Origin of the sequence: Dickeya oryzae (genome assembly GCF_020406815.2) — a bacterium.
Taxonomy (GTDB): Bacteria; Pseudomonadota; Gammaproteobacteria; order Enterobacterales; family Enterobacteriaceae; genus Dickeya; species Dickeya oryzae.
On the sequence record NZ_CP162670.1, the window covers coordinates 3,551,186 to 3,577,664 of the forward strand.

Annotated in this window: 23 protein-coding genes; 4 read left to right on the plus strand and 19 right to left on the minus strand. The window is 53.6% G+C overall.

Annotation, left to right across the window (positions count from 1 at the left end; all coding sequences use genetic code 11):
• Positions 1–47: 47 nt before the first annotated feature.
• Together LF929_RS15470 and mutS are read left to right on the plus strand one after the other, a co-directional pair.
• Complete coding sequence (locus tag LF929_RS15470) at positions 48–1,637, plus strand: methyl-accepting chemotaxis protein (RefSeq protein ID WP_226092635.1); 1,590 nt, start codon at positions 48–50, stop codon at positions 1,635–1,637.
• A gap of 364 nt (positions 1,638–2,001) precedes the next feature.
• The gene (gene mutS, locus LF929_RS15475) at positions 2,002–4,560 is read left to right on the plus strand and encodes a DNA mismatch repair protein MutS (protein WP_210176627.1); all 2,559 of its coding nucleotides are present in this window, start codon (positions 2,002–2,004) and stop codon (positions 4,558–4,560) included.
• Between the two features lie 93 nt (positions 4,561–4,653).
• On the opposite strand, the gene LF929_RS15480 is transcribed toward mutS, so the two are convergent.
• Positions 4,654–5,256 carry a copper resistance protein NlpE N-terminal domain-containing protein gene (locus tag LF929_RS15480; protein ID WP_038907238.1) on the minus strand — a complete coding sequence of 201 codons (603 nt, stop codon included), beginning with the start codon at positions 5,254–5,256 and terminating at the stop codon, positions 4,654–4,656.
• Between the two features lie 45 nt (positions 5,257–5,301).
• The gene (locus LF929_RS15485) at positions 5,302–5,850 is read right to left on the minus strand and encodes a YaeQ family protein (RefSeq protein ID WP_210175744.1); all 549 of its coding nucleotides are present in this window, start codon (positions 5,848–5,850) and stop codon (positions 5,302–5,304) included.
• Between the two features lie 238 nt (positions 5,851–6,088).
• Between LF929_RS15485 and LF929_RS15490 the strand changes: the two genes are divergently transcribed.
• Positions 6,089–6,289 (plus strand): YaeP family protein, encoded by a 201-nt coding sequence (locus tag LF929_RS15490; RefSeq protein ID WP_012883680.1) that lies wholly within the window; start codon positions 6,089–6,091, stop codon positions 6,287–6,289.
• Positions 6,276–6,536, plus strand: a complete 261-nt coding sequence (gene rof, locus LF929_RS15495; RefSeq protein ID WP_012883679.1) for a Rho-binding antiterminator — start codon at positions 6,276–6,278, stop codon at positions 6,534–6,536. The genes LF929_RS15490 and rof overlap by 14 nt, the downstream gene beginning before the upstream one ends.
• 45 nt (positions 6,537–6,581) lie before the next feature.
• On the opposite strand, the gene tilS is transcribed toward rof, so the two are convergent.
• From tilS to pyrH, 17 genes are all read right to left on the minus strand, one after another.
• Positions 6,582–7,928, minus strand: coding sequence for a tRNA lysidine(34) synthetase TilS (gene tilS, locus LF929_RS15500; protein WP_226092636.1), 1,347 nt, complete (start codon positions 7,926–7,928; stop codon positions 6,582–6,584).
• Positions 7,918–8,307 carry a VOC family protein gene (locus LF929_RS15505; protein WP_038903610.1) on the minus strand — a complete coding sequence of 130 codons (390 nt, stop codon included), beginning with the start codon at positions 8,305–8,307 and terminating at the stop codon, positions 7,918–7,920. Before LF929_RS15505 ends, tilS begins: the two co-directional genes overlap by 11 nt.
• A 207-nt stretch (positions 8,308–8,514) precedes the next feature.
• On the minus strand, positions 8,515–9,474 hold the full coding sequence (gene accA, locus LF929_RS15510; protein ID WP_038903609.1) for an acetyl-CoA carboxylase carboxyl transferase subunit alpha: 960 nt from the start codon (positions 9,472–9,474) through the stop codon (positions 8,515–8,517).
• A gap of 12 nt (positions 9,475–9,486) precedes the next feature.
• A complete protein-coding gene (gene dnaE, locus LF929_RS15515) occupies positions 9,487–12,969 on the minus strand; it encodes a DNA polymerase III subunit alpha (RefSeq protein WP_226092637.1) in 3,483 nt (1,160 codons plus the stop codon).
• Positions 12,970–13,066: 97 nt separating this feature from the next.
• On the minus strand, positions 13,067–13,663 hold the full coding sequence (rnhB, locus tag LF929_RS15520) for a ribonuclease HII (RefSeq protein ID WP_038903607.1): 597 nt from the start codon (positions 13,661–13,663) through the stop codon (positions 13,067–13,069).
• Entirely contained in the window at positions 13,660–14,808 is a 1,149-nt protein-coding gene (gene lpxB / locus LF929_RS15525) for a lipid-A-disaccharide synthase (RefSeq protein ID WP_226092638.1), read from the minus strand. Before lpxB ends, rnhB begins: the two co-directional genes overlap by 4 nt.
• Before the next feature lie 3 nt (positions 14,809–14,811).
• Positions 14,812–15,600 carry an acyl-ACP--UDP-N-acetylglucosamine O-acyltransferase gene (gene lpxA / locus LF929_RS15530; protein WP_038903605.1) on the minus strand — a complete coding sequence of 263 codons (789 nt, stop codon included), beginning with the start codon at positions 15,598–15,600 and terminating at the stop codon, positions 14,812–14,814.
• A gap of 3 nt (positions 15,601–15,603) precedes the next feature.
• Positions 15,604–16,059: a 3-hydroxyacyl-ACP dehydratase FabZ gene (fabZ, locus tag LF929_RS15535; protein ID WP_012770826.1), complete on the minus strand. Its 456-nt coding sequence runs from the start codon at positions 16,057–16,059 to the stop codon at positions 15,604–15,606.
• Positions 16,060–16,209: 150 nt separating this feature from the next.
• A complete protein-coding gene (gene lpxD / locus LF929_RS15540; RefSeq protein ID WP_210175748.1) occupies positions 16,210–17,235 on the minus strand; it encodes a UDP-3-O-(3-hydroxymyristoyl)glucosamine N-acyltransferase in 1,026 nt (341 codons plus the stop codon).
• Positions 17,236–17,238: 3 nt separating this feature from the next.
• Positions 17,239–17,736, minus strand: coding sequence for a molecular chaperone Skp (gene skp / locus LF929_RS15545; protein WP_012883669.1), 498 nt, complete (start codon positions 17,734–17,736; stop codon positions 17,239–17,241).
• Positions 17,737–17,873: 137 nt separating this feature from the next.
• Positions 17,874–20,291 (minus strand): outer membrane protein assembly factor BamA, encoded by a 2,418-nt coding sequence (gene bamA, locus LF929_RS15550; RefSeq protein WP_210175749.1) that lies wholly within the window; start codon positions 20,289–20,291, stop codon positions 17,874–17,876.
• Positions 20,292–20,325: 34 nt separating this feature from the next.
• Positions 20,326–21,681, minus strand: a complete 1,356-nt coding sequence (rseP, locus tag LF929_RS15555) for a sigma E protease regulator RseP (RefSeq protein ID WP_226092639.1) — start codon at positions 21,679–21,681, stop codon at positions 20,326–20,328.
• Positions 21,682–21,702: 21 nt separating this feature from the next.
• Positions 21,703–22,560 (minus strand): phosphatidate cytidylyltransferase, encoded by an 858-nt coding sequence (gene cdsA / locus LF929_RS15560; protein ID WP_226092640.1) that lies wholly within the window; start codon positions 22,558–22,560, stop codon positions 21,703–21,705.
• Positions 22,561–22,569: 9 nt separating this feature from the next.
• Positions 22,570–23,331, minus strand: coding sequence for a (2E,6E)-farnesyl-diphosphate-specific ditrans,polycis-undecaprenyl-diphosphate synthase (gene ispU / locus LF929_RS15565; protein WP_038903600.1), 762 nt, complete (start codon positions 23,329–23,331; stop codon positions 22,570–22,572).
• Positions 23,332–23,512: 181 nt separating this feature from the next.
• Complete coding sequence (ispC, locus tag LF929_RS15570; RefSeq protein ID WP_038903599.1) at positions 23,513–24,706, minus strand: 1-deoxy-D-xylulose-5-phosphate reductoisomerase; 1,194 nt, start codon at positions 24,704–24,706, stop codon at positions 23,513–23,515.
• Between the two features lie 201 nt (positions 24,707–24,907).
• Positions 24,908–25,465 carry a ribosome recycling factor gene (gene frr, locus LF929_RS15575; RefSeq protein ID WP_023639093.1) on the minus strand — a complete coding sequence of 186 codons (558 nt, stop codon included), beginning with the start codon at positions 25,463–25,465 and terminating at the stop codon, positions 24,908–24,910.
• Between the two features lie 141 nt (positions 25,466–25,606).
• On the minus strand, positions 25,607–26,338 hold the full coding sequence (gene pyrH / locus LF929_RS15580; RefSeq protein ID WP_012883662.1) for a UMP kinase: 732 nt from the start codon (positions 26,336–26,338) through the stop codon (positions 25,607–25,609).
• Positions 26,339–26,479: the final 141 nt, after the last annotated feature.

Here is a 26,479-nt window from a genome sequence, read left to right on the forward strand (position 1 = left end):
GATCAGTGTTAACACAAGGTGCAGTCAATTGGCGGTCAGGGCAACAGATGCTCTCGCAGGCCAGTAAGATCTTCACCGCTAAAGACATCACTGCGGATATCCTGCCACCGCCGCTATACCTGATAGAAGCTCGACTAACGTTATCGCAAGGGCTTGATGGCACACTATCACCAGCCGAAGCGACCAAAACGTTCGACAAACTGGCCCAGGACTATACCACGCGTGTCGACTACTGGCGCAAGACACCGACCTTCGGTATTGAGCAATATCTTTTGGGAGAACAACACGATGCCGCGCTGAAATTCCTGGAGGCGGCGCGCCGTGACGTATTGCAGCCGCTGGCCGCTGGCAATACCGCGGCCGCGCGCGCGGGACTGACTGGCGTACACAAGCTCTATGAAGCGCATCGCGTAGCAGTGGACAAGACTGTTGAGGTTTCTAATGCGTTCGCTGATAAGAACCTGGCAGCCTTTGATGCGATCGAGGCATCGAACGCCAGAACCAGTATGGGCGTGCTTATCGGGGCGCTATGTGTGTGTTTAGCCCTTTACATCGGTGCACGCCGTCGTCTGCACACAGCCGTCTCCTCGCCATTGCTGAATGCCTGCGACGCGGCACAAAAGATTGCCGAGGGCGACCTGACCTGCCACATCCAGGTACATGGCCGTGACGAAGCCAGAGAAATGCTCAACGCGTTGGCCGACATGAAAAATAGTCTGCAAAGTATCGTCGCGATGGTGCGTACCAGTTCCGACGCTATTTTCACCGACTCAATGCTGATATCCACAGGTAACACCGACCTGAGCAAGCGTACGGAAGAGCAAGCATCCAGCTTGCAGCAGACTACCGCGTCAATGATGGAGATTCGCTCCGCGGTACAAAAGAACGCGGAAACAGCGGAGCAAGCAACCCGGCTCGTGTCGTCAACCCGTGATACAGTGCAACAAGGGGGTGATGTGATGCATCAGGTGATCTCAACGATGCAAGACATTACTACCAGCGCCCAGCAAATCACGGAAATCATCGCCATCATTGATGGCATCGCCTTCCAGACTAACATTCTGGCCCTGAACGCAGCGGTTGAAGCTGCCCGTGCCGGTGAGCAGGGTCGAGGTTTTGCCGTTGTTGCGGGTGAAGTTCGCTCACTGGCCCAACGCAGTGCTGAAGCCGCTAAAGAGATCAAAAAACTGATCAGCTCCAGTATGGAGAAAGTCGAAAACGGTTCGCATCTGGTTGAAAGCGCTGGCGCATCGATGGACAGCATCGTTTCGCAAGTACGCACAGTTTCTGATTTCATCACAGAGATCAGTTCTACGGCGAAGGAGCAGGTCTCCGCCATCAGTCAAATCACCGATGCCGTAGGGCAGCTCGACCTCGTAACACAACAAAACGCATCACTGGTCGAAAAAGGCGCCACGACGGCGAAAAACCTCACTCATCAGTCACAATTACTTGCCGGGTTGGTAGGGCGATTCCGACTGGAAAACACGGCAATGCAAGCCAGTACCGATCATGGATACCTGGCAGTTACAGATCAGGCAACGCCTCTGTTGACGTCCAGCCAGGACTCTTCAGGAGGAAGAAACGCTACACGCAAACACTCAGAACCCGCAGCTGAACATTGGTCAACATTTTGATACAGACGCCACTGAGGCGGCATCACGTCCAGAACATCATATTTGATCGTTGAGGTTAGGCATAGCTGGCAACGATGGGGGCGTGTTGCCAGCTATGCATGTTCATCGATAGCCACGTCACCGCCATCACCAAACGCGATTGTTTCGAGCGCGCTCGAAGAATGCGGCGTCCCCTCTTGTTTTCCTGCCTTGAAGACTCCGTTATCATGCAGCCTGCATACGAATGAAAGCCATGCGGGTCAGCTATGTGCCCAATCACCGAACCAAGCCGGCCAGCAGTACAACACAGGATTTCATGCGCGCTAATGAGCATCGCCGGTATCATTAACGCATTAAAATTTAAGAAGATGGACATAACAACGCGATGAGTACACCAGAGAGTTTAGACGCCCACACCCCCATGATGCAGCAGTATCTGAAGTTGAAAGCCCAGCATCCCGATATTTTGCTGTTTTATCGTATGGGTGACTTCTATGAGCTGTTTTATGACGATGCCAGACGCGCGTCGCAATTGCTGGATATCTCGCTCACCAAACGTGGCGCGTCAGCGGGTGAGCCAATTCCAATGGCCGGTGTTCCTCATCACGCGGTAGAAAACTATCTGGCAAGGCTGGTGCAGTTAGGCGAATCCGTGGCGATTTGCGAACAAATTGGCGACCCGGCGACCAGCAAAGGGCCGGTAGAACGTAAAGTGGTTCGCATCGTTACCCCCGGCACCATCAGTGACGAAGCACTGTTACAGGAAAAACAAGATAACCTGCTGGCCGCCATCTGGCAGGAAAGCCAGGGGTTTGGTTACGCCACGCTGGATATCAGCTCCGGTCGTTTCCGTCTGGTCGAGCCGGTTGATAAGGAAACCATGGCGGCTGAGTTGCAGCGCACCAACCCGGCAGAACTGCTCTATCCGGAAACGTTCGAAGCGATGTCCTTGATTGAACACCGCCACGGGTTGCGTCGCCGTCCGTTGTGGGAATTCGAGCTTGATACCGCTCGCCAGCAGCTAAACCTGCAATTTGGCACCCGTGACCTGACCGGTTTTGGCGTAGAGCAAGCCCGACTGGGCCTGCGTGCCGCAGGTTGCCTGTTGCAGTACGCCAAAGATACCCAGCGCACATCGCTGCCGCATATCCGTGGCATCACCATGGAGCGCCAGCAGGACGGCATTATTATGGATGCGGCGACCCGCCGTAATCTGGAACTGACGCAGAACCTGTCTGGTGGGGTCGACAACACACTAGCCTCTGTGCTCGATCGAACCGTAACCGCAATGGGCAGCCGTATGCTTAAGCGTTGGTTGCATGCCCCTATTCGCGATACTCAGGCATTGCTGCAACGTCAACAAGCTATCGGCGCGCTGCAGGATACCGCCGCCGAACTGCAACCGTTTCTGCGACAGGTTGGCGATCTGGAGCGTATTTTGGCGCGTCTGGCGTTACGCTCCGCACGCCCGCGTGATTTAGCCAGAATGCGCCACGCATTTCAGCAACTACCCGATATCCATGCCTTGCTGGAAACCGTCAACGCCGAAGCCGTACAGCAGTTACGCGCTTCTATCGGCCATTTCGATGAACTGCGTGATCTGCTGGAACGCGCTGTGGTAGAAGCGCCGCCGGTGTTGGTACGCGACGGTGGGGTGATTGCCAGCGGCTACAACGACGAGCTGGACGAATGGCGCATGCTGGCTGACGGTGCCAGCGATTATCTGGATAAACTGGAGATCCGCGAGCGTGAGCGGCTCGGTATCGATACGCTGAAAGTCGGTTTTAACGGTGTACACGGTTACTACATTCAGGTCAGTCGTGGGCAAAGCCACCTGGTGCCGATGAACTATGTCCGCCGTCAGACGCTCAAAAACGCCGAGCGTTATATCATTCCCGAGCTGAAAGAATACGAAGATAAGGTACTGACCTCAAAGGGCAAGGCGCTGGCGCTGGAAAAAGCGCTGTATGAAGAGCTGTTCGACCTGTTATTGCCACATCTGGCGGAACTCCAGCAAAGTGCGGCTGCACTGGCAGAACTGGATGTACTGAGCAATCTGGCCGAGCGCGCCGATACGCTGCATTACGTCTGCCCGACCCTGAGTGACAAACCGGGGGTCAAGATCAGCGGTGGCCGTCACCCCGTCGTCGAGCAGGTACTGAGCGAACCGTTTATTGCCAACCCTTTGTCACTGTCTCCCCAGCGCCGACTGCTGATCATCACCGGCCCCAATATGGGCGGGAAAAGCACCTACATGCGCCAGGCGGCGTTAATTGTCTTACTGGCACATATTGGCAGTTACGTCCCGGCCGAACAGGCCGTCATTGGCCCGGTTGATCGTATCTTTACCCGCGTCGGTGCCGCCGATGACCTCGCGTCTGGCCGCTCTACCTTTATGGTGGAAATGACGGAAACCGCCAATATTCTGCATAACGCCACCGAACACAGCCTGGTACTGATGGATGAAATCGGGCGCGGCACCTCCACCTATGATGGTTTGTCGCTGGCCTGGGCCTGTGCCGAAGCGCTGGCAAACAACATCAAAGCCATGACACTGTTCGCCACCCACTACTTCGAGCTCACCAACCTGCCGGAGAAAATGGAAGGGGTGATCAATATCCATCTTGACGCACTGGAACACGGTGACACGATAGCGTTCATGCACAGCGTGCAGGAAGGAGCGGCCAGCAAGAGTTACGGGCTGGCGGTTGCCGCGCTGGCTGGCGTACCCAAAGAGGTCATCAAACGGGCCAGACAAAAACTGAAAGAACTGGAGTCACTGGCTGGTCATGCTTCCGCCAGCCATGTCGATGGCTCGCAACTGGCGCTACTCGCACCCGTTGAGCCGTCACCGGCGCTGGAAGCACTGGAGTCTATCGACCCTGATGCGCTGACACCGCGTCAGGCGCTGGACTGGCTGTATAAATTAAAAGGCATGCTGTAAAGGGAACACACCGAGCGGGGAACAGCACGACTCAGGTTCTCCGCTCACACCGGTCGATTTGACCTGCTCACGTTGTGGTTTACAACGACGAGATCAAGACGACGAGGCAGGATAAGCGATCACGCGGGAATGGGAGTAATAGCTCACACGGATGGCTGCCAACCCTTGCGTGGTTGTCACCGAGAACACATACCCACCCGGTTGTTTGGTGATATGACGCTCAGCCACGCTAGTCCCCGTCCCCATGTCAACATTCGAAAGCCAGCTAATACAATCGGGTGCCGCCGATGCCTCTTGCTTATCTACCGCCAGAAGCCGGTAACGCGAAGCTGCCGCCAGCGGATGACCATCATCACCCAACGCTTCCAGATCGTTGTTCGACGGGCGGAAATAACGCTTCTCACCATGACTATCGGTCAACACCAGGCGCTCGGCAGTGCGACTCCAGCGACCGGATTCTGCAACCGTAGCCTTGCCATCAGCCCTCGACGGATAGCTCTCCTGCATAACAAAACTGCCATCCGCACTTAAAAAAAGCGAGGTATCCACATCGCCGCAGGTACCGCAAGGCAGCTTACCGCGATAATACTGCGCCATCGGGCGTAACGGCTCATCCTGAACCTGAGAACGGGAATGGCATCCCATCAGCCCCGATAATAGAACAACAAGCATCACCCCTGTCGCCAGTTTTTTCATCCTTATTCTCCTGCTGTGTTGTGCTGGCATGCCGTCAGATCATCCCTAACCCTGCGCAATTTGCCAGTCACTGAACGACAATTCCAGATTATTCTGATCGTCGGACAGCCAAATAGTTCCCTCTTGTAACGTCGCTTGTAACGTCATGGTGCGTCTGGCTAACGCTGCCAGGCTCGCCAGTTGCTGATCATCCAAAAAACGTACCGTCAGGTTAGTCAGGGCTCGCGCTTTATCGGTCATGCCTTGCCACCAAACCCGGGCGGCACGCTCACCGTAAGCATAGAGCACCACATCCGGTGACAGACTGCAGGCCTTCTTCAGACGCTTCTCGTCTGGCAGACCCAGTTCCACCCATAACAGCACTCGACCGTCGTCGCTGTGTCGCCAGATTTCTGGTTCGTCATCCGCACACAATCCCTTGGTAAAACGCAGTTGCTCATCAGCATGACAGATCCATGCCAACAGTCGCAGCATCATGCGTTGGTCGGTTTCCGAAGGGTGCTGAGCCAGCGTCAGGCTGACATCCTGGAAAAACGCGCGATCCATATCGGCGATGTTAACACTGGCTTTATAAACCGTTGCTTTTAAGGCCATTCTCTACCCCTTGTCACAGAACCGGTAGTCTACCCCAGCGGCGACCGACATCACAGTCGCGCGCGTCAAACCGGCGGTAACGGCAGAATATGCTGTTGCATTATGCTGATAACCTGCCGGGGCCTATGCTATAGTCGGAAAGAAGAGGAGAGTTTATCTTCGTAGAATTACATTGCAGTCGCGATAACAACGAAGGGTGCATGAATCTCTACCGGGTTAAGCTCTAAGGGAGGATATTGTGCAACAATACAGTGAATTAGTACGCCGTCTGTACGCGGAGATCGCCAGTGGTGATCTGGGGTATATACCCGACGCGCTGGGTTGTGTGTTGAAAACCCTGGATGGCATCGCGACAAACAGCGAGTTACCATCCTCTGTCAGGGAACAGGCGGCTTATGCCGCCGCTAACTTATTGGTGAGCGATTATGTCAATGAGTAATGAATATCAACCCATTAATTGTGATGACTACGATAACCTGGAAGCCACCTGCCAGCAGCATTTGACGTTAACGGTAGAACTGCGTAACGGCGAAGTCGTGGTGGGTAAAGCCAGCGATATGATCTCTCGAAAGAACATCGAATATCTGGTGATTGACGACGCGGGCCAACAACGCGAACTCCGTCTCGACCATATCCTCAGCTTCAGTCACCCAGAGATTGGAAAAGTTGTCGTCAGTGAACCCTGACCCCCTTCCTCGCAACACGAACGGACAACCTTAGGTTGTCCGTTTTCATTGCGCTTTGCACCAGTCGATAAACCATTCACCATCGATAAACGACCCACCATCATCCGGCATTGCCTGCCCATCACGCGTCACGAACCGCCCCACTGCGGCAATCAACTGCTCGTTGTAAAATATCAGCGGTGTACGATCGCGCAACCACGGCGGCACCCCCAGTTCCTGCCACAACTTCTTTATCGGGCGGCCGTGCTCACGTCCGACTATCTGTACATAGCCTTGAAAACCAAAGCGTACCGTCACGCTTTCATCGCGACGCGGCTGCCGCACCCGGGTCCCTGATGTCAAGAGCGTCAGTTGCCCGAGATAATCCGGTAGGGATAACGGCGCGATGGCCGGTTGCCACGGCAACACATAATCGGTTACCGGCTGCATCATCGGCAGCCAATAAAGATAACGACGAAATCGTCTGACCTGCCATGAGCCAAGTTGTAACTGCGGGTTGGCATCATCACGGCTGAGTGCCACCTCATGCCATAATCGCATCAATTGCTCGCGGGACGGCATACGCGCCCCCTGCTCCGACAGCCAGCGACGCAGTAGCGCAAATCGCCGGGTCGCACTCATGGGGATCAGGGCATCCACACTTAATCCGCCATCGGCATTACGCAACGCTGCCAGCGACTCCGCCAGCAATTCATCCAACAGTTGCTCCTGCTCGGCACAGAGTGCCGCACTGCGCGCCACGGCAGAGGGGAAATGGGGCCAGCGCTGCCTGAGCACCGGCAGCACTTGCCGACGCAGGAAGTTACGGTCGTAACGTTCATCGGCATTACTGTCGTCTTCAACCCAAACCAACTGCTGCAACCGGGCATAACGTTCCAGTTGCTCACGGCTAATACCCAACAGCGGTCGCAACAACGACACACCGTTCAGGGTCGCGCTCGCCGCCATCGAGGCTAATCCCGCCGGGCCACTGCCGCGTTTAAGCGCCAGCAGAAAGGTCTCGCTCTGATCATCCTGATGCTGAGCTGTCAGCAGTGTTTCTCCCTCGCACAACTGTTGACGTAAAACCTGATAACGCGCCGTTCGGGCCGCCGCTTCAATGCCACCGTCTCGTGCATCCACCTTCACTGCCAGCACATCAAATGGCACCTGCCAGTTAATACACTGAGTACGACAATGCTCGGCCCACGCATCAGCATTCACACTCAAACCGTGATGCACGTACACCGCTCGTAGCGACAGGGCGTGAGGCAAACGCAGACGCGTCATCACATGTAGCAACACGGTAGAATCCAGACCACCGCTATAAGCCACCAGATAACGCCCACCGGTAGCGAGCTGTTCGCCAACGGCCGTCAACAGCGTGGAGGAAATATCGGTCTCAGCGTTCATACAATTCGAGCGGTAACCCATCTGGATCAGCGAAAAACGTAAACCGACGCCCGGTATACTCGTCCGTCCGTACCGGTTCACAGTCTACGCCTGCAGCGTGCAACGCAATTACCGCGTGTTCGATATCCTCAACCGCAAACGCCAGATGACGCAACCCGCAGGCTTCCGGTCGGCTGACGCGTGCAGGCGGTGAGGGAAATGAAAACAGTTCGATCAAATAGCGGTCATTGAGCGCCAGATCCCCTTTCCAGGAATCACGGGCGGCTCGGTAAACCTCCTGTTGCAGCGTAAAACCGAGCACGTCGCAATAAAAACGCTTACTGCGCTCATAATCTGAGGCAATAATCGCGATATGGTGAATATCCAGCAGTGTCAGCATAAGGTTGGTTCTCCGAAAAGGCGTACCACCACGCTTATCGATACGATGTCATGAATAATAAATGAAATTAAGGAGAAAGGGTCTGATAAGACAATCCCGGCAATCACCGCCATGGAAATCATGACATCGTCTAAAACCGTTACCAGCATAACAAAAAGTCCGCGATCGTTCCCAATCGCGGACTTTTATGGCGTAGAGTGAGCGAAATCAGCAGTAGCCGTAGTTCATCAAACGCTGGTAACGACGGTTCAACAGTTCCTGTTCGCTCAGTGTATCCAGTTCTTTTAAGTCGGACAGCAACTGAGATTTCAGTGATGCCGCCATCGCTGCTACATCGCGATGAGCAGAGCCCAGCGGTTCAGGGATGACGGAATCAATCAGTTTCAGCTCTTTCAGGCGCGGAGCGGTAATGCCCATGGCTTCTGCCGCCAGCGGCGCTTTATCCGCACTCTTCCACAGAATCGAGGCACAACCTTCCGGCGAAATCACCGAATAGGTGCTGTATTGCAGCATGTTCACTTTATCGCCAACACCGATAGCCAGTGCACCGCCAGAACCACCTTCCCCGATAACGGTACACACAATCGGTACACGCAGACAGGACATCTCACGCAGGTTGCGGGCAATCGCTTCAGACTGACCACGCTCTTCCGCGCCCACACCCGGGTAAGCCCCTGGGGTGTCAATAAAGGTGATGATCGGCATTTTAAAGCGCGCGGCCATCTCCATCAGACGCAGTGCTTTACGGTAGCCTTCCGGAGCCGGCATACCGAAATTGCGGCGAATTTTTTCTTTGGTTTCCCGACCTTTCTGGTGACCAATAATCATCACCGGTCGATCGTCGAGACGGGCAATCCCACCGACGATCGCTTTGTCATCGGCATAAGCGCGATCACCTGCCAATTCATCAAAGTCGGAGAAAATATGCTTAACATAGTCCAGGGTATAAGGACGCTGCGGATGGCGAGCCAGTTGGGCAATCTGCCAGGCACCCAGATCGGCGAAGATTTTACGCGTCAATTCCACGCTCTTTTCACGCAGACGCTTTACTTCCTCGTCCAGGTTAATATCCAATTTTTCATCTTGGCGACTGACTGCGGTCAGGGAATCAATCTTCGCTTCCAACTCTGCAATCGGCTGCTCAAAATCAAGAAAATTCAGACTCATAGTATTCCTATTTTAGTCAAATTCCAGTTCAACCTGTTCATTACCAACCAGGGTGCGTAAATCATTCAGCAACACGTCGGTAGGCGTCACACGCCATGCGGCACCAAAACGTAGCCGGGCGCGCGCATCCTGACGCTGGTAGTAAAGATGCACCGGAATCGTCCCCGATCGATGGGGTTCCAACGACTGACGAAGACGGTTTAACAACTGGTCATCAATTTGCCTGTCAGTCAGCGAGATAGCAAGCCCGCGCGCATATTTTTCACGCGCTTCGCTGATATCCATTAACTCTCTGACTGTCATTTTAAGTCCACCGCTGAAGTCATCAAAGCTGACCTGTCCGCTGGCTATCAAAATACGATCCTGTTCCAGCAGATGCTGATATTTTTCCAGCGCGTCGGTAAACAACATGACTTCCAGACGACCGGAACGATCGTCCAGCGTGCAGACCCCAATGCGGTTACCCCGCTTGGTCACCATCACCCGGGCGGCCAGCACCAGCCCAACGGCAGTGGTCATTTTTCCCCGCTCCGTGGGGTGCATGTCTTTCAAACGCACGCCCCCTGCGTAGCGTTCGATTTCCTTCAGATACTGGTTGATGGGGTGGCCGGTCAGGTACAACCCCAGCGTTTCCCTTTCCCCATCCAGCACCACCTGCTCTGGCCACGGTGGCACGGTACTGTAGGATTGCTCCACCTGTTCAGGGGTTTCCGCCAGTACGCCGAACATATCCGCCTGACCGATGGCCTCCGCTTTCGCATGCTGCTCTGCGGATTTCATGGCATCTGCCAGCGAATTCATCAGCGCCGCACGATGGGGCCCCAGGCGGTCAAATGCGCCAGACATGATCAATTTTTCCAGCACTCGCCGGTTCAGTTTCTTAATATCCGTACGGGCGCACAGATCAAATAAATCGCGGAAATAACCGCCGTTGTTGCGTGCGTCGATAATCGCTTCGATTGGCCCCTCGCCCACCCCTTTGATGGCACCGATGCCATAGACAATCTCGCCGTCATCATTAACGTGGAAATGGTACAACCCGCTGTTGATGTCTGGCGGCAGGATCTTCAATCCCATACGCCAGCATTCATCTACCAGCCCGACTATCTTATCGGTGTTGTCCATATCAGCGGTCATCACCGCCGCCATGAACTCCGCCGGGTAGTGCGCCTTTAGCCACAGCGTCTGGTACGATACCAGCGCGTAAGCAGCCGAATGCGATTTGTTAAACCCATAACCGGCGAACTTCTCCACCAGGTCGAAGATCTTCATCGACAGTTCACCGTCGACGCCCATCTTCTCAGCACCCTCTTTGAATACCGAGCGCTGTTTGGCCATTTCTTCGGGCTTTTTCTTACCCATCGCACGGCGCAACATATCCGCACCACCGAGGGTATACCCCGCCAGTACCTGGGCAATCTGCATCACCTGTTCCTGATACAGAATGATACCATAGGTCGGCTCCAGCACGGGTTTCAGCGTTTCATGCTGCCACTGGATATCCGGGTAGGATATTTCTTCACGCCCATGTTTACGGTCAATGAAGTTATCCACCATCCCCGACTGCAGCGGCCCCGGACGGAACAGCGCCACCAATGCTATCATGTCTTCAAAGCAGTCTGGCTTAAGGCGCTTAATCAGGTCTTTCATGCCGCGCGATTCAAGCTGGAATACCGCTGTGGTTTCCGAACGCTGCAGCATATCGAAACTTTTCTTGTCATCCAGCGGAATGGCGGCGATATCGACCGGTTCCAGCCCTTGCTTTTCGCGCCGGGCGTTGATCATCTCCAGCGCCCAGTTAATGATGGTCAACGTACGCAAGCCGAGGAAGTCGAACTTCACCAGACCGGCGTATTCTACGTCGCTCTTATCAAACTGGGTAACCGGGTGATTGCCTTCCTGATCGCAATAAAGCGGCGCAAAATCGGTGATTTTGGTCGGCGAAATCACCACCCCCCCGGCGTGTTTACCGGCGTTGCGGGTCACCCCTTCCAGTTTGCGCGCCATATCGATCAGCGCTTTGACTTCCTCATCCGCCTCGTAGATCTCACCTAATTGCGGCTCAGCCGCAAAGGCTTTCTCCAGCGTCATCCCCGGGTCAGGCGGTACCAGCTTGGAAATTCTGTCGACAAACCCATACGGGTGTCCCAGCACACGGCCCACATCACGGATTACCGCTTTAGCCGCCATGGTACCGAAGGTGATGATTTGCGACACCGCATCACGGCCATACATATCCGCGACATGATCGATAACCAGATCGCGTTTTTCCATGCAAAAGTCGACGTCGAAGTCAGGCATCGACACACGTTCCGGGTTGAGGAAACGTTCGAACAGCAGGTCAAACTCCAACGGGTCCAGATCGGTTATTTTCAGCGCATACGCCACCAGCGAGCCTGCGCCGGAGCCTCGTCCCGGTCCTACAGGTACGTCGTTATCCTTGGACCACTGGATAAACTCCATCACAATCAGGAAGTAGCCGGGGAACCCCATCTGGTTGATAACGCCGAGTTCGATATCCAAACGTTCATCGTATTCAGGGCGGCGCTGAGCACGTACTTCTTCATCCGGGAACAGGAACGCCAGTCGCTCTTCCAACCCCTTTTTGGCGCACATCACCAGATAGTCTTCGGTCGACATGTCACCAGTCGGGAATTGCGGCAGGAAATACTCACCGAGCCGAATAGTCACGTTACAGCGTTTGGCGATCTCTACCGTATTAATCAGCGCCTCGGGGATGTCGGCAAACAGCTCGCACATCTCCTCTTCGCTGCGCATGTACTGCTGCGGGCTGTAATTGCGGGGGCGTTTGGGGTCATCCAGCGTAAAACCATCATGAATCGCCACGCGGATTTCATGCGCGTCAAAGTCATCTGGACTGATAAAACAGACATCATTGGTGGCGACGACCGGCAAGCCGTGCGCAGTCGCCAGCTTGATTGCCGCATGCAGGTAGCTTTCTTCATCCGGTCGGCCAGTACGAATCAGCTCCAGATAAAATCGCTGAGGAAAATGTTGCTGATAAAACGCGACGCACTGCTCCACCAACGCCTGGTTACCACGCAACAAAAACTTGCCGATATCACCATGACGCCCACCGGACAACAGCAGTATCCCGGCTTGATGTTCCACCAGCCATTCCCGATCAATAGTCGGACCATCAGCGCCATACCCGCGTTGATACGCGCGCGAAATCAGCAACGTCAGGTTCTGGTAACCTTCGTTATTCATCGCCAGAACGGTGAGATGCGCCAGTTCGTCGCCTAACTCTTCGCTCTGCAGATAAAAGTCTGCCCCGATGATCGGCTTGATACCGGCGCTATGCGCGCCACCATAGAACTTAACCAGCCCACACAGGTTGGTAAAGTCGGTGATTGCCAGCGCGGGCATCCCCAGCGCGGCGGCTTTTTTTACCAACGGGCCGGTCTTCGCCAGCCCATCGATCATGGAATAGTCACTGTGAACACGCAGGTGAACAAAACGTGGTTCGGCCATTTCCGGATCCCATAATCTTTTCAGTAACCCGCCTGATGCAGATCTTCAGGCACATTATGCGTTTACGTTACAGGCACTTATGTTACATACGGTTGCGTTACGCCAGACCCAGCGCCCGCTTAACCGGGGCAAAACTGCGCCTGTGGTGAAGGGTGGCGCCCAACGTCGCCAGCTTTTCAAGATGATATGCCGTAGGATACCCTTTGTGCTGCGCAAATCCATACTCTGGAAATTGCTGGTCCAGCACTTCCATTTCACGATCCCGCGTCACTTTAGCCAGAATCGAGGCCGCACTGATTTCCGCCACCCGACTGTCGCCCTTGACCACCGCCTGTGACGGCATCGGCAACGTCGGACAACGGTTGCCGTCTATCAGCACAAAATCTGGCGTAACAGGCAAGGCAGCCACCGCACGCTGCATCGCCAGCATGGTGGCGTGCAGGATATTAAGCGTGTCAATTTCTTCCGGCTCGGCACGACCCAGACTCCAGGCCAACGCCTTTTCACGGATCTCGTCATATAACGCCAGACGACGTTTCTCGCTGAGCGTCTTAGAATCTGCCAGTCCGACGATCGGCCGATTCGGGTCCAAAATCACCGCCGCCGTTACCACGGCGCCAACCAGCGGGCCACGCCCAACTTCATCCACCCCGGCAATACAATGTGCCGGTGGATAAACAAAAACCTCACTCATGACCGCCACAGCTCCAGTACAGCCTGCGCCGCCTGTTCATCAGCGTCGCATCGAATCTGTTCATGCAAATGTAAGAATGTCTGCTGCAAGTGCTGCGCCGCGTCGCCACCTTCAAGCCAGGGCAATAACGCCGCCGACAGTTTGTCAGGCGTACAGTCATCCTGCAGTAATTCTCTGACCAGTTCGCGTCCTGCCAGTAAATTGGGCAACGAGACCCACGGTGTTTTCACCAGTCGTTTCGCCAGCCAATAGGTAAAGGGCTTCATGCGGTATCCGACGACCATCGGGCACTTCGCCAGCATACACTCCAGCGCCGCCGTACCGGACGCCAGCAACGTGGCATCAGAGGCTATCATCGCTTCACGCGCCTGCCCATCCAGCAGTCGGATTGTCATATCGGGTGCAACGTCAGCTTTGATTTTTTCAAACTGCTCACGGCGACGCGAGTTAACCAGCGGTACCACAATCTCCAGTTCCGGATAGGTTTGCCGTAGCATCTGCGCCGTTTTCAGGAAATCCGCACTCAGCATATCCACTTCGGCACCACGACTACCCGGCAATATCGCCAGACAACGCCCTTGCTCCGGCAATCCCAGCGTACGCCGCGCTGCCGCTTTGTCCGGACGCAATGGCATCGCATCCGCCATGGTGTGACCAATAAAACGGCAAGGTACATTGAAACGGTCATAAAAGGCTTTTTCGAACGGCAGAAACGCCAACACCAGATGCGTCGCTTTACCTATCTTGAAAACGCGCTTTTGTCGCCACGCCCATACCGATGGACTGACATAGTGGATGGTTTTGATACCATTGCGCTTGAGGCGACCTTCCAGGGTAATATTGAAATCAGGCGCGTCGATACCGACAAACACATCGGGTTGCAGTTCGCTGAAACGCTGCGTCAGGTCACGACGAATTTTCAGCAAGCGGGGCAGGCGCTCCAGCACTTCAACTACGCCCATTACCGCCAGCTCTTCCATCTCATACCAGGCTTCGCAGCCTTCTGCCTGCATCAGCGGCCCAGCCACACCGACAAAGCGGGCATCAGGTACGTGTGCTTTTAACGCGCGAATCAAACCGGCACCAAGAATATCGCCGGAGGTTTCTCCGGCGACCAGTCCGATAGTCAGGGGACGTTGTGTCATGTCTTATCGAATAATGCCGCGCGTCGAGCGGGCAAAGAAATCAAGATAGGCCTGTACCGCTGGATGCTCTGCCGCCAGAGCCTCAAGGTCAGCTTTCACCTCATCCAGCGTTTTACCGCTGCGGTAGATCAGCTTGTACGCATTGCGGATAGCGTGCAGGGTCTCTTTCTCAAACCCACGGCGCTTGAGCCCTTCAATATTGATACCAAATGGCGTGGCATGGTTGCCTTGTGCTATCAGATACGGAGGGACATCCTGCGCTACGCCAGAACAACCGCCCACCATCACGTGTGCACCGATGACGCAGAACTGGTGCACCGCTGTCATGCCGCCAATAATCGCGAAATCATCAACGCTGACATGACCACCCAGCGTAGCGTTATTCGCCAGAATACAGCGATTGCCGACAACACAGTCGTGAGCAATATGGGTATTGATCATCAGCAGGTTATCGTTACCGACTTTAGTCAACCCACCGCCTTGCGCGGTACCACGATGAATGGTCACACTCTCACGGATACGGTTACGATCGCCCACTTCAACACGGGTCGGCTCACCGGCGTATTTCAGGTCCTGATTGACCTCACCGATCGTGACAAACTGATAAATCTCATTGTCACAACCGATTTTGGTAATGCCGTTAACAACGACATGGGACTTCAGTACCGTACCTGCACCGATCTCAACCTGCGCACCGATATGGCAAAATGGACCAATATGCACGCCGGCACCGATAACAGCGCCGTCTTCAACAATGGAACTGGGGTGAATAAAGGCGGTTTGATCAATCACTAATCAGCCCTCCCGACGACGAGCGCACATCATTTCCGCTTCACAAGCCACTTCACCATCAACTTTAGCAACGCCTTTGAAACGCGCAATACCACGGCGCTCCTTGATGAACTCAACTTCCAGAATCATCTGGTCACCGGGTTCAACCGGACGTTTGAAACGTGCTTCATCTACGGCAGCAAAATAATACAACTCACCCGGCTCCAGTTTACCCAGGCTCTTAAACGCCAGAATACCTGTAGCCTGCGCCATTGCTTCCAGAATCAACACTCCGGGGAAAATCGGTTTGCCAGGGAAATGCCCCTGAAAGAACGGCTCGTTAAAAGAAACATTTTTTACCGCTCGCAGGAATTTCCCTTTCTCAAAATCCAGTACACGATCCACCAGCAAGAACGGATAGCGGTGTGGTAGTAGATCCAGAATCTCTTCGATATGCAGAGTATGCGTGTCTGTATTCAAAATACTCTTCCTGTCAATAAAAACGATAGCATGAACAACACGGCCTGCGTATTCCCCAACAAGGGAGGAACAACATGCAGGCCGCAAACAAAAATTACGCACATCGGCGTGAGTCTTACACCCGAAACACAGGGCTACGAATACGGACGATTAACGGTCTTCGAGCTTACGCTCGACAGCCTTGAGTCGTTTACTCATCTCGTCAATATTCATCACCAGCGCGGCTGTTTTGCGCCAGACCTTGTTCGGTTGTAATGGGATCCCGGATGAATAAACGCCCGGCTCGGTGATCGGCCGCATGACCATCCCCATCCCTGTGACTGTAACCTTGTCGCAAATCTCCATGTGACCATTGATCACGCTGGCGCCGCCAATCATGCAATACCGGCCAATCTTCAGACTGCCCGCCATGATTACCCCACCAGCAACTGCGGTATTGTCCCCAATCACAACGTTGTGTGCAATCTGACATTGGTTATCAATGATGACACCGTTACCAATAATGGTGTCGTCCAGCGCCCCTCTATCAATAGTGGTGCTGGCACCGATCTCAACACGATCGCCGATGATGACCGTTCCCAACTGGGGAATTTTGATCCAATTGCCACGATCATTCGCGTACCCAAATCCGTCCGAACCGATTACCGCACCGGACTGAATCAGGCACTGCTCGCCCAATACGACGTTATGGTAAACCGTTACATTGGCCCATAACCGGGTGCCCGCACCAATACGGGCATGCTTACCGACGAAGCAACCGGCACCAATCACGACGCCGTCACCCAACTCAACGCCGGATTCAATAACTGCATTAGCCCCAATCGAAACCCCATCTCCTAAACGCGCATCAGGAGCAATCACCGCTGAAGGTGCGATCCCCTGTGCAGGCGCCGGCGTTGTATCCATCAACTGCGCCATACGCGCATAGGCCAAATAAGGATTCTTTACCACAAGTGCAGCGGCATTATTGCAGAACGGCAAATCCGCTTGCGTCAGTACCACCGCTGAAGCCTGGGTACTGCTCAGTTGTTCACGATAGCGGCTATCGGATAAAAATGTAATCTGTCCAGCTTGTGCTGAATGCATAGAAGCAACAGCGGTGATGACGATATCGCCATCACCGTGTAATTGTGCATCCAACTGTTGAGCCAAGGCGTCCAGTCGAATTGAAAACATGGATTATTTAACCTGTTTCAGCACGTCAGCAGTAATGTCTTTCGCGTTGTCGGCATAGGCAACCGCGTTAGCGTCGATAACCACGTCATAACCTTGCTTGGTGGCAACCGCTTTTACCGCGTCCTGAATACGGCTCAGGATTTTGTTGCGCTCTTCCATCTGACGACGGCGATTGTCTTGATCGAAAGCCTGCGCTTTGCTGGAGAACTGCTCACGCTGAGCCATCACGTCGCTTTCCATTTTGGAACGATCGCTGGCTTTCATGGTAGAACCATCACGCTGCAACTTCTGCATTTTTTCCTGCAGAGAACGTTCCATGGACTGCAATTCTGCAGCACGGCCTTTGAACTCGTTTTCCAGCTGTTTGCTTACGGCTTCACGCTGCGGCAACTGTTGGAAGATGCTGGAAACATTGACAATCGCAATCTTATCAGCAGCCTGAGCACCAGCAGAAACAGCCAGCGTTAAACCCAACCCTGCGGCATACAACCACTTTTTCACGTTAAAACTCCTTACCCTAAGTATTTCTGCGCTGAACGCGCTTATCGTAATCACGGCATCGGCAGTCAAGCTATATGCTCAAATCGCCACCGGATGCCGATACATCTTCCTTTCAAACTCAAACCTACGCAGCCCGTTTACCAGGTCTTACCAATGTTAAACTGGAACTGTTCGGAGCGATCCCCATCATACTTCTTAAACGGCTGAGCGTAAGAGAAGACCAATGGCCCCAGAGGTGAAACCCACTGCACGGCAAGACCCGAAGACATACGAATGTTGCCAGGCTTACTGTAATCCGGTATGCCAGCGGCCAACGTCTGTGCGGTATTTTCCCAGTGCGTATCCCACACAGTACCGGCATCAACGAAGAACGACGTACGGACAGAGCTGGCGTACTTATCGCTAATAAACGGTGTTGGAACGATTAACTCGGCGCTAGCCACCGCCATCGCGTTACCACCCACCGCATCAGTCGAGTTAGTGACGCTACACGATGACACGCTCGATGAAGAACAAGATCCAGCAGTGTAGTAAGCCGCTTTCGGACCGATGGTGTTGGAACGGAAACCACGAACTGTGTTGGAACCGCCCGCAAAGAAGTTATCGTAGAACGGCACTTCTTTGCCGCTCAGACCATCGGCATAACCCGCTTTGGTTTTCGCCATCAGCACCCAATTGCGACTCTCGCTCAACGGGAAATAGCTGGCGGAATCAAAGGTCACCTTATAGTACTCGTTATCCGAACCTGGCACCGTCACCTTGGTGCTCAGGTTGACACGGTTACCTGCGGTCGGGAAATAACCACGGTCAAGGTTGTTGTAAGTCCATCCTGGCGTCAGGAAGAAATCGTTGGCACTGAAGCTGGCGCTGGACGTCGAGTTAGGATCAGGATCAACGCCTGCTTTATTCAGATAGCGCCACATTGCAACCTGAGGTTTCATATCCGACAACGAGTTATGCACGTAGTCCAGACCCAGGCGTAACGAGTTGTTTTCGTTGATCGGGAAGCCCAACGTTGAACCGATACCATAGCTTTGATTGGTATAGTCGGCCAGATCAGCATTCAACGCTTTGAAGTTGTTGTAGAAAACACGACCACCGAGACTCACGCCATCTACCGTAAGGTACGGGTCTGTCATCGACAGTTCAACATAGGTCTGGTAGTCGTTACGGGTCCCGCTGATGCCTACCGAGTTGCCGGTTCCCAGCCAGTTGTCCTGCTGCACACCAGCCTGGAAGCTGATACCGCTTTCTGTACCAAAGCCCACACCGAAGTTCAGGCTACCGGTATTGCGTTCCTTAACCTTGTACACCACGTCAACCTGATCCGGTGTTCCGGGCACGCGCTGGGTCTCGGTATCGACACTTTCAAAATACCCAAGACGATTCAGTCGTTCTTTACCCTGTTGCACCAGATCGTTGCCAAGCCAGCCACCTTCCATCTGACGCATTTCACGGCGCAGTACGGAATCTTTGGACACATCGTTGCCTTCAAAACGGATACGACGCACGGTGAAGCGGTTACCCGCATCCACATTGATGCTCAGTCGTACTGTCTTGTCGGTATCATTGATTTCAGGCTGCGTCACCACGCGTGGATAAGCATACCCGTAACGTCCCAGCAGCTTTTTGATGTCCTCTTCCATCCGGGTTACTTTGGCGCCGTTATACAGCTCCCCCGGTTGGATGCGGGTTAAATCTTCAATTTCAGTGGCGTGTCCTACCAGATTGCCACGCACTACCACACCCGAGAGTTTGTACTGGTCACCTTCGGTAATGTTGACAGTGATGTAAATACCTTTTTTATCCGGCGTCAGGCTCACTTGCGTTGAGTCAATATTGAAACGCGCGTAGCCACGGTCGAGATAGAAACTGCGCAGCGTTTCCAGGTCGCCAGACAGTTTCTGTTTCTCGTATTTACGATCCCCTACCAGGTTCCACCACGGCACTTCATCGCGTAACTGGAAACGGGAAATCAGCTCATCGGAACTGAAAGATTTATTACCGACGATATTGATTTGCTGGATCTTGGCGGATACCCCTTCGGTAAACACCAATTTGAGATCGACACGGTTACGAGGCAGCGGCGTCACCACGGCCTTCACTGTGGCGCTATATTTACCTACGCTGTAGTAGAAATCTTCCAACCCTTTTTCAATGTTGGACAAGGTGGTGCGGTCCAGTGCTTCACCGACACGCACACCTGATGCTTCAAGGTTCTCCTTGAGCATTTCTTCCTTCACCGCTTTGTTGCCGGAGAAGGTCAGGCTGGCAATGGTCGGACGCTCTTTGACCTGAATCAGCAGCGAATTCCCATCACGCAGGACACGGACATCCTCGAAGTTCCCGGTCGCAAACAAAGCCCGAATGGTGTTACCGATATCCTCGTCAGTGACAGTATCTCCTACCCGAACAGGCATGCTGAGCAATGCCGCACCGACGGCAACCCGCTGCAGGCCCTCGAAATGAATATCTTTCACTACGAACCCGTCTGCACCGTATACGGTGGCGCTGCTAAACAGCAGCGACGCTATGAGCAACTTTTTCATCGCCATCGTTGTTATGCGTTTTTCCTAACCTAATCCACGCCTACAGGCGGGAGAAATCATTGAAAAGTGCAAGCCCCATTAACATCATCAGCAACACCGTGCCAATGCGATAACTGACGTCCTGCACACGCTCGGAAACCGGTCCACCCTTTAGCTTTTCGATCGCCAGAAAGAGCAGATGACCACCATCCAGTACCGGCAAAGGGAACAGATTGATAATCCCCAGATTGACGCTAATCAACGCCAAAAACATCAGGTAATACACCAATCCGTAATCTGCTGACATGCCCGCCCCCTGTGCGATAGAAATCGGACCGCTCAGGTTATTCAGCTTCACGTCGCCGGTAATCAACTTACCCAGCATACTGACTGTCAGTTTCATCAACAGCCAGGTTTTATTCCCAGCTTCATAGATGGCGCTGAACGGCCCATACTGGCGCACGGTTTTGTACTCATCAGGCAAAGGGGTCACTTTCGGCACTACACCGGCAAACCCTTCCAGCCGCCCTTTTCCTACCGTTTTACTGTCTGGTGTTAGCGTAACGGACAGCGTATCCCCGCCTCTTTCCACCTCCAGCGCAATCGGTTTGCCAGGGTTATCACGCACGGCAATGACAAACTGCTGCCAGCGAGCCAGCAATTGACCATCGACTTTAACGATCCTGTCCCCGACTTGCAAACCCGCTTTTTCAGCGGCAGAACGGGGCTGGACCTGAGTCAGCACCGCTTCAACCTGAGGCCCTTTCGGTATAATCCCCAGCGACACTGCCGGATCCTGCCGTTCTGGATCGAAATGCCAGAGTTGCAGATCAAGCCGTTTGCTCTCTGTACTGGCGGAACCTAGCGGTGCGGTTTCGAAAACCACGTCAGGTTCTCCAATCCTGCCAATCAAAGCCAGACGCGCGCTATCCCAGTCAGGCGTTTCGATGCCATCAATTGACTTTAGTTCCATTCCCGGTGAAATTTGCGCCGTTGCCGCAATCGATCCGGGCAAAACCTCGCCCACTACCGGACGGATACCCGGCACACCAATAATAAACACCAGCCAGTAGGCAATAACGGCAAACACGAAGTTGGCAATCGGCCCGGCGCTGACAATAGCTGCGCGCTGCCAGACCGTTTTGTGGTTGAATGCCCGATGCCGAAGTTCGTCAGGAACGTCATCGACCCGACCATCAAGCATTTTCACATAACCGCCCAGAGGAATCAGCGCGATGACATACTCGGTACCCTGACGGTCACGTCGACGCCACAATGCCTTCCCGAAGCCGATAGAGAAACGCTCGACGCGAACGCCGCAGCGACGGGCAACCCAAAAATGCCCAAACTCATGCACGGTGATAAGCACACCGAGTGCGACAACGAATGCAGCCAGGCTCCAGAGAACATTCAGCATAAACCGACTCTACCTGTATTCCTAAACAGCCTTGAACAATAGCAGCATCAGACAGGCAAATACCGGTATGGCTGCAGTCAGGCTGTCAATACGATCCAGTACCCCACCGTGACCCGGGATCAGGTGACTGCTATCCTTGATACCGGCCTCACGCTTGAACATGCTTTCCGTCAAATCCCCCAATACCGAGGCCAGTGTCGCGACAATAGAACACACCAACAGGGTAAAGGTTGAGATAGACAATGGCGCATAATGGCTAAACAGTAACGCAATCATTGCAGATGTTGCCAGCCCACCGATGAAACCTTCCCAGGTTTTTCCCGGCGACACTTTGGGTGCCAGTTTACGCCGACCAAACAGCTTGCCAAACAGATAAGCACCACTGTCAGCACCCCACACCAACACCATCACATACAGCAACCACCAGGCACCGCTAAAAGGATTGGTTTCATATTCGAACTGGCGCAGCGCCAACATACCCCAGAAAAAAGGCACGATAGTCAGCAGGCCAAAGCACAAACGCAGCGCACGGGAATGTCGCCACATTGCAGCGGAAGAGGGATAAAACAGCACCAGTAATAGCGCCACGCCCCACCAGGAAAGAGAAATCCATAGGGACAGGCAGACCGGTACAAACGTGATGGAATAGTGGTAATCCGGCAAGGTCAGCATCATCGCTGCCAGCAGAAAACCACAGGCAATGGAAAGCCAGATTCGCTGTGTGTAAGAAACCAAACCAGCCAGTTGACCCCATTCCCAGGCAGCCAGCATACAAACAGCCAGCGTCACCAGAGAAAAAACCAACGGCGGCAGGAAAAAAAGCGCCGCAATAACTAAAGGAATAAGAATCAGCGCAGTAATCAGGCGATACTTCAGCAAAAATACCCCCTACGATGCATCTGCATCGTCAGGCGTAGTTCCCCCAAAGCGACGCTCACGTTGAGCAAAGGCATGAATGGCACCTTCAAAGGTTTGTTCGTCAAAATCCGGCCAGAGAACATCGGTAAAATAGAGTTCTGCATACGCAATCTGCCATAGCAGGAAATTGCTGATGCGATGTTCTCCACTGGTTCTTATTAGCAAATCAACCGGAGCCAGATCGTTTAAGCACATATAACGATTCAGAGTTGACTCATCAATAGTATCAGGACGCAGTATACCTTCCTGAACCTGCTCGGCGATTTTTCTGACCCCGTGGATAATATCCCAACGGCCACCATAATTCGCAGCAATATTCAGAGTCAGGCCCGTATTATTTTCTGTCATCGCTTCAGAACGTTGGATCAGTGCCTGTAATCGACTACTGAATCGACTAATATCACCGATGACTCGCAAACGGACATTGTGCTTGTGCAGGCTTTTGACTTCGCTATTCAATACGCGCACAAACAGCTCCATCAACGCAGAAACTTCCTGCGCCGGGCGGTTCCAGTTTTCGCTGCTGAATGCGTATAGCGTCAAGGCTTCAAGGTTCTGGCTGACCGCATAACTGATCGCACGGCGTACTGACTTCACTCCCGCCTGATGACCGGAGATCCGCAGCTTTCCCCTCTGTTTAGCCCAGCGGCCGTTGCCATCCATGATGATCGCGACATGACGAGGGCCGTTAGGTAACAATTTTTGATTACCGTGTTGATTTTCGGCGGGCATAGCGTGTATTGATTTCCTCGAGCAAGAAAATGATTATCCAGTCGCAACCAAACCTGACAGCATAAAAAAAGCTGTGAGCACACAGCTTTCATCAACGTGGTATTTTATTAATAACCACCTGCATCAAGCGGCGCAGACTATACCATTTCAGGCGCATGTGAACAAACACACCCGCGTAAGGTCACTGATAACGCCGCAATACATTTTCTGCGGCTTGTCTTGCCCAGGTATCGATAGACAACACATCATCAACGCTTTGCGGCTCAGGTAATGTCAGTTGTTCCATCACGCACTGATTGACTGCGGCGATATCGGTAAACCGAATACCGGATTGTAAAAATGCCGCAACCGCAATTTCATTTGCCGCATTGAGTGCCGTCGTAGCAGCCTGCCCTTGATTACACGCCTCAATCGCCAGACGCAGACAAGGGTAGCGCTGAAAATCCGGCTCAGAGAAGGTCAACGCGCCCAACCGGCTAAAGTCGAGCGCCGGTGCACCGGAAAAAACACGCTCAGGGTAAGCCATCGCGTAGGCTATGGGGGTTCGCATATCGGGTGTACCCAATTGCGCCATCACACTGCCATCCCGGTAACGCACCATGGAGTGGATAACGGATTGGGGATGGATAACCACTTCCATCTGTGATTCCGAGGCATTAAACAGCCATCGCGCCTCGATATATTCCAGTCCCTTATTCATCATGGTGGCGGAATCCACCGAAATCTTTCGCCCCATAGACCAGTTTGGATGGGCGCACGCCTGTTCAGGAGTGACACTCTCCAATGCAGCAAGCGGAATCTCACGAAATGGCCCACCTGAACCGGTCAGTACCACTCGCTCAACCCCGTATTGCGTTAACGAAGCATATCCCAGTTGCCGCTGGATTGGCTCAGGTAAACTCTGAAAAATCGCACTGTGTTCACTATCGACTGGCAACAATCTCGCCCCGTTCTTCGACACCTCGTCCATGAACAGGCGACCACAGGTCACCAGCGATTCTTTATTCGCCAGCAGAACCTGTTTACCCGCACGAATGGCCGCGAGTGCCGGCAACAACCCTGCAGCACCGACAATCGCTGCCATCACCTGATCGACACCATCCAGCGCTGCCAGCTCGCAGGCAGACTGCGCGCCTGATAGCACCGCCGTTCGACTGCCCGCATCACGTAAACGGATACGCAGTTCGCGCGCGGCATCTTCATCAGCCATTGAGGCATACGCCGGACAGAACTCCAGGCACTGTTCCGCCATCAGCGAAACATTACGCCCGGCGACCAATGCCATTATCGAAAATTTGTCTGGATTGGCTCTGACCACGGCCAGTGAACTAACGCCAACAGAACCGGTGGAGCCGAGGATTGTCAGTTGCTTCATGAATATGACCTGATAAAGCTGGGGTTGATGACAGGCGTGGTGCCAGTCTGTAACGTCAACGCCGACCTGTCGATGAGGCTGGTGTGAAAATGCGTGGCGTTACGCAAAACATCCCGCATTGAAAAAGCTGGAAAACAAAACGCCGCGGAAGGAGCAGACAACACTGCACACCTGCCAGCGGCGCTGTAACGAATCGATGAATCAGAAATCCATCAGTTCTTTTTCTTTCTCCGCCAGAGCGGCGTCAATCTTCTTGATAAAACCGTCAGTCAGTTTCTGGACGTCATCCTGAGCGCGACGCTCTTCGTCTTCGCTGATGGTTTTATCTTTCAGCTGTGCCTTGAGCTTGTCGTTAGCGTCGCGACGAACGTTACGCACCGACACTCGTCCTTGTTCTGCTTCACCACGCACCACTTTGATCAGATCTTTACGGCGTTCTTCCGTCAGCGGCGGCAGCGGAACACGAATAACCGTACCGGCGGACATCGGATTCAGCCCCAGGTCGGATGCCATGATAGCTTTTTCCACCGCCGGGCCCAGGGTCCGGTCAAATACAGTGACAGCCAGCGTACGGGAGTCTTCCACCACGATATTGGCTAACTGGCGTAACGGCGTTGCGCTACCGTAATACTCCACATGGATACCATCCAGAAGATTAGGGGACGCACGACCAGTACGCACTTTACTGATCTGGTTCTTGAAAGCCTCTACGCATTTATCCATGCGTGTTTCGGCGTCTTTTCTGATTTCATTAATCACGTTGTGAACCCTTGAAAACTGGTTGCCAGTCAGGTCACGCACGGCTTGCATGACCCAGCGAATCATCGATTGCCAGCAGCAGGCTGGCAATATAGGCGCAATCTTGTGTCACCAAAACAAGATATTACCTTAAATTAGACGTTAGCCGTTATTACTGATCAACGTCCCTTCTTTTTCGCCCATCACGACACGACGCAGCGCCCCTGGCTTGTTCATATTGAACACACGGATTGGCAGATTATGGTCGCGAGCCAGCGTAAAGGCGGCCAGATCCATGACTTTGAGCTCACGCTCCAGGACTTCCTGATAATTCAGTGATTCGTAGAGCGTTGCATTAGGATCTTTAACCGGATCAGCCGAGAAAACGCCGTCTACTTTGGTGGCTTTCAATACCACGTCGGCTTCGATTTCAATGCCACGCAGGCAAGCCGCTGAGTCGGTGGTAAAGAAGGGGTTGCCGGTACCGGCAGAAAAAATCACCACACGGTTGTTACGCAGCAGACTGATAGCTTCAGCCCAGCTGTAATTGTCGCACACGCCATTAAGCGGAATGGCCGACATCAGACGGGCGTTGACATAAGCACGATGCAGCGAATCACGCATCGCTAAACCGTTCATCACGGTTGCCAACATCCCCATATGATCGCCCACCACGCGGTTCATGCCTGCTTTGGCCAAACCCGCGCCGCGGAACAGGTTACCACCACCGATGACTACACCGACCTGAATGCCCAATTCAACCAACTCTTTTATTTCCTGGGCCATGCGATCGAGAATGCTCGCATCGATACCGAAACCTTCAGCTCCCTGCAGCGCTTCGCCACTCAGCTTCAGCAGGATACGTTGATATACGGGTTTTGCGTTGGTTGCCATGGTGTTCTTGTCCTAACAGGCTGTCATCGTACTGGGGGTTATTACTGCCACACCCGGCGCACCATTGATAAGGGGCCAGATGCCATGAAATTGCTTGTATCACGAATTACGGGTATCGCGAATAGCTTGGCTGGATAAAAA

Bases quoted from the DNA above. Each gene is read 5' to 3' on its own strand.
- LF929_RS15505 (WP_038903610.1), bottom strand. From the start codon at position 8,307: ATGCTGACACTGCTGGATATTCACCATATCGCGATTATTGCCTCAGAT.
- ispC (WP_038903599.1), bottom strand. From the start codon at position 24,706: ATGAAGCAACTGACAATCCTCGGCTCCACCGGTTCTGTTGGCGTTAGT.
- dnaE (WP_226092637.1), bottom strand. From the start codon at position 12,969: ATGGCCGAACCACGTTTTGTTCACCTGCGTGTTCACAGTGACTATTCC.
- ispU (WP_038903600.1), bottom strand. From the start codon at position 23,331: ATGCCCGCCGAAAATCAACACGGTAATCAAAAATTGTTACCTAACGGC.
- rof (WP_012883679.1), top strand. From the start codon at position 6,276: ATGTCAATGAGTAATGAATATCAACCCATTAATTGTGATGACTACGAT.
- LF929_RS15470 (WP_226092635.1), top strand. From the start codon at position 48: ATGCTCTCGCAGGCCAGTAAGATCTTCACCGCTAAAGACATCACTGCG.
- lpxD (WP_210175748.1), bottom strand. From the start codon at position 17,235: ATGTTTTCAATTCGACTGGACGCCTTGGCTCAACAGTTGGATGCACAA.
- LF929_RS15485 (WP_210175744.1), bottom strand. From the start codon at position 5,850: ATGGCCTTAAAAGCAACGGTTTATAAAGCCAGTGTTAACATCGCCGAT.
- tilS (WP_226092636.1), bottom strand. From the start codon at position 7,928: ATGAACGCTGAGACCGATATTTCCTCCACGCTGTTGACGGCCGTTGGC.
- rnhB (WP_038903607.1), bottom strand. From the start codon at position 13,663: ATGAGTGAGGTTTTTGTTTATCCACCGGCACATTGTATTGCCGGGGTG.
- rseP (WP_226092639.1), bottom strand. From the start codon at position 21,681: ATGCTGAATGTTCTCTGGAGCCTGGCTGCATTCGTTGTCGCACTCGGT.
- LF929_RS15480 (WP_038907238.1), bottom strand. From the start codon at position 5,256: ATGAAAAAACTGGCGACAGGGGTGATGCTTGTTGTTCTATTATCGGGG.
- bamA (WP_210175749.1), bottom strand. From the start codon at position 20,291: ATGGCGATGAAAAAGTTGCTCATAGCGTCGCTGCTGTTTAGCAGCGCC.
- accA (WP_038903609.1), bottom strand. From the start codon at position 9,474: ATGAGTCTGAATTTTCTTGATTTTGAGCAGCCGATTGCAGAGTTGGAA.
- pyrH (WP_012883662.1), bottom strand. From the start codon at position 26,338: ATGGCAACCAACGCAAAACCCGTATATCAACGTATCCTGCTGAAGCTG.
- mutS (WP_210176627.1), top strand. From the start codon at position 2,002: ATGAGTACACCAGAGAGTTTAGACGCCCACACCCCCATGATGCAGCAG.
- lpxB (WP_226092638.1), bottom strand. From the start codon at position 14,808: ATGACACAACGTCCCCTGACTATCGGACTGGTCGCCGGAGAAACCTCC.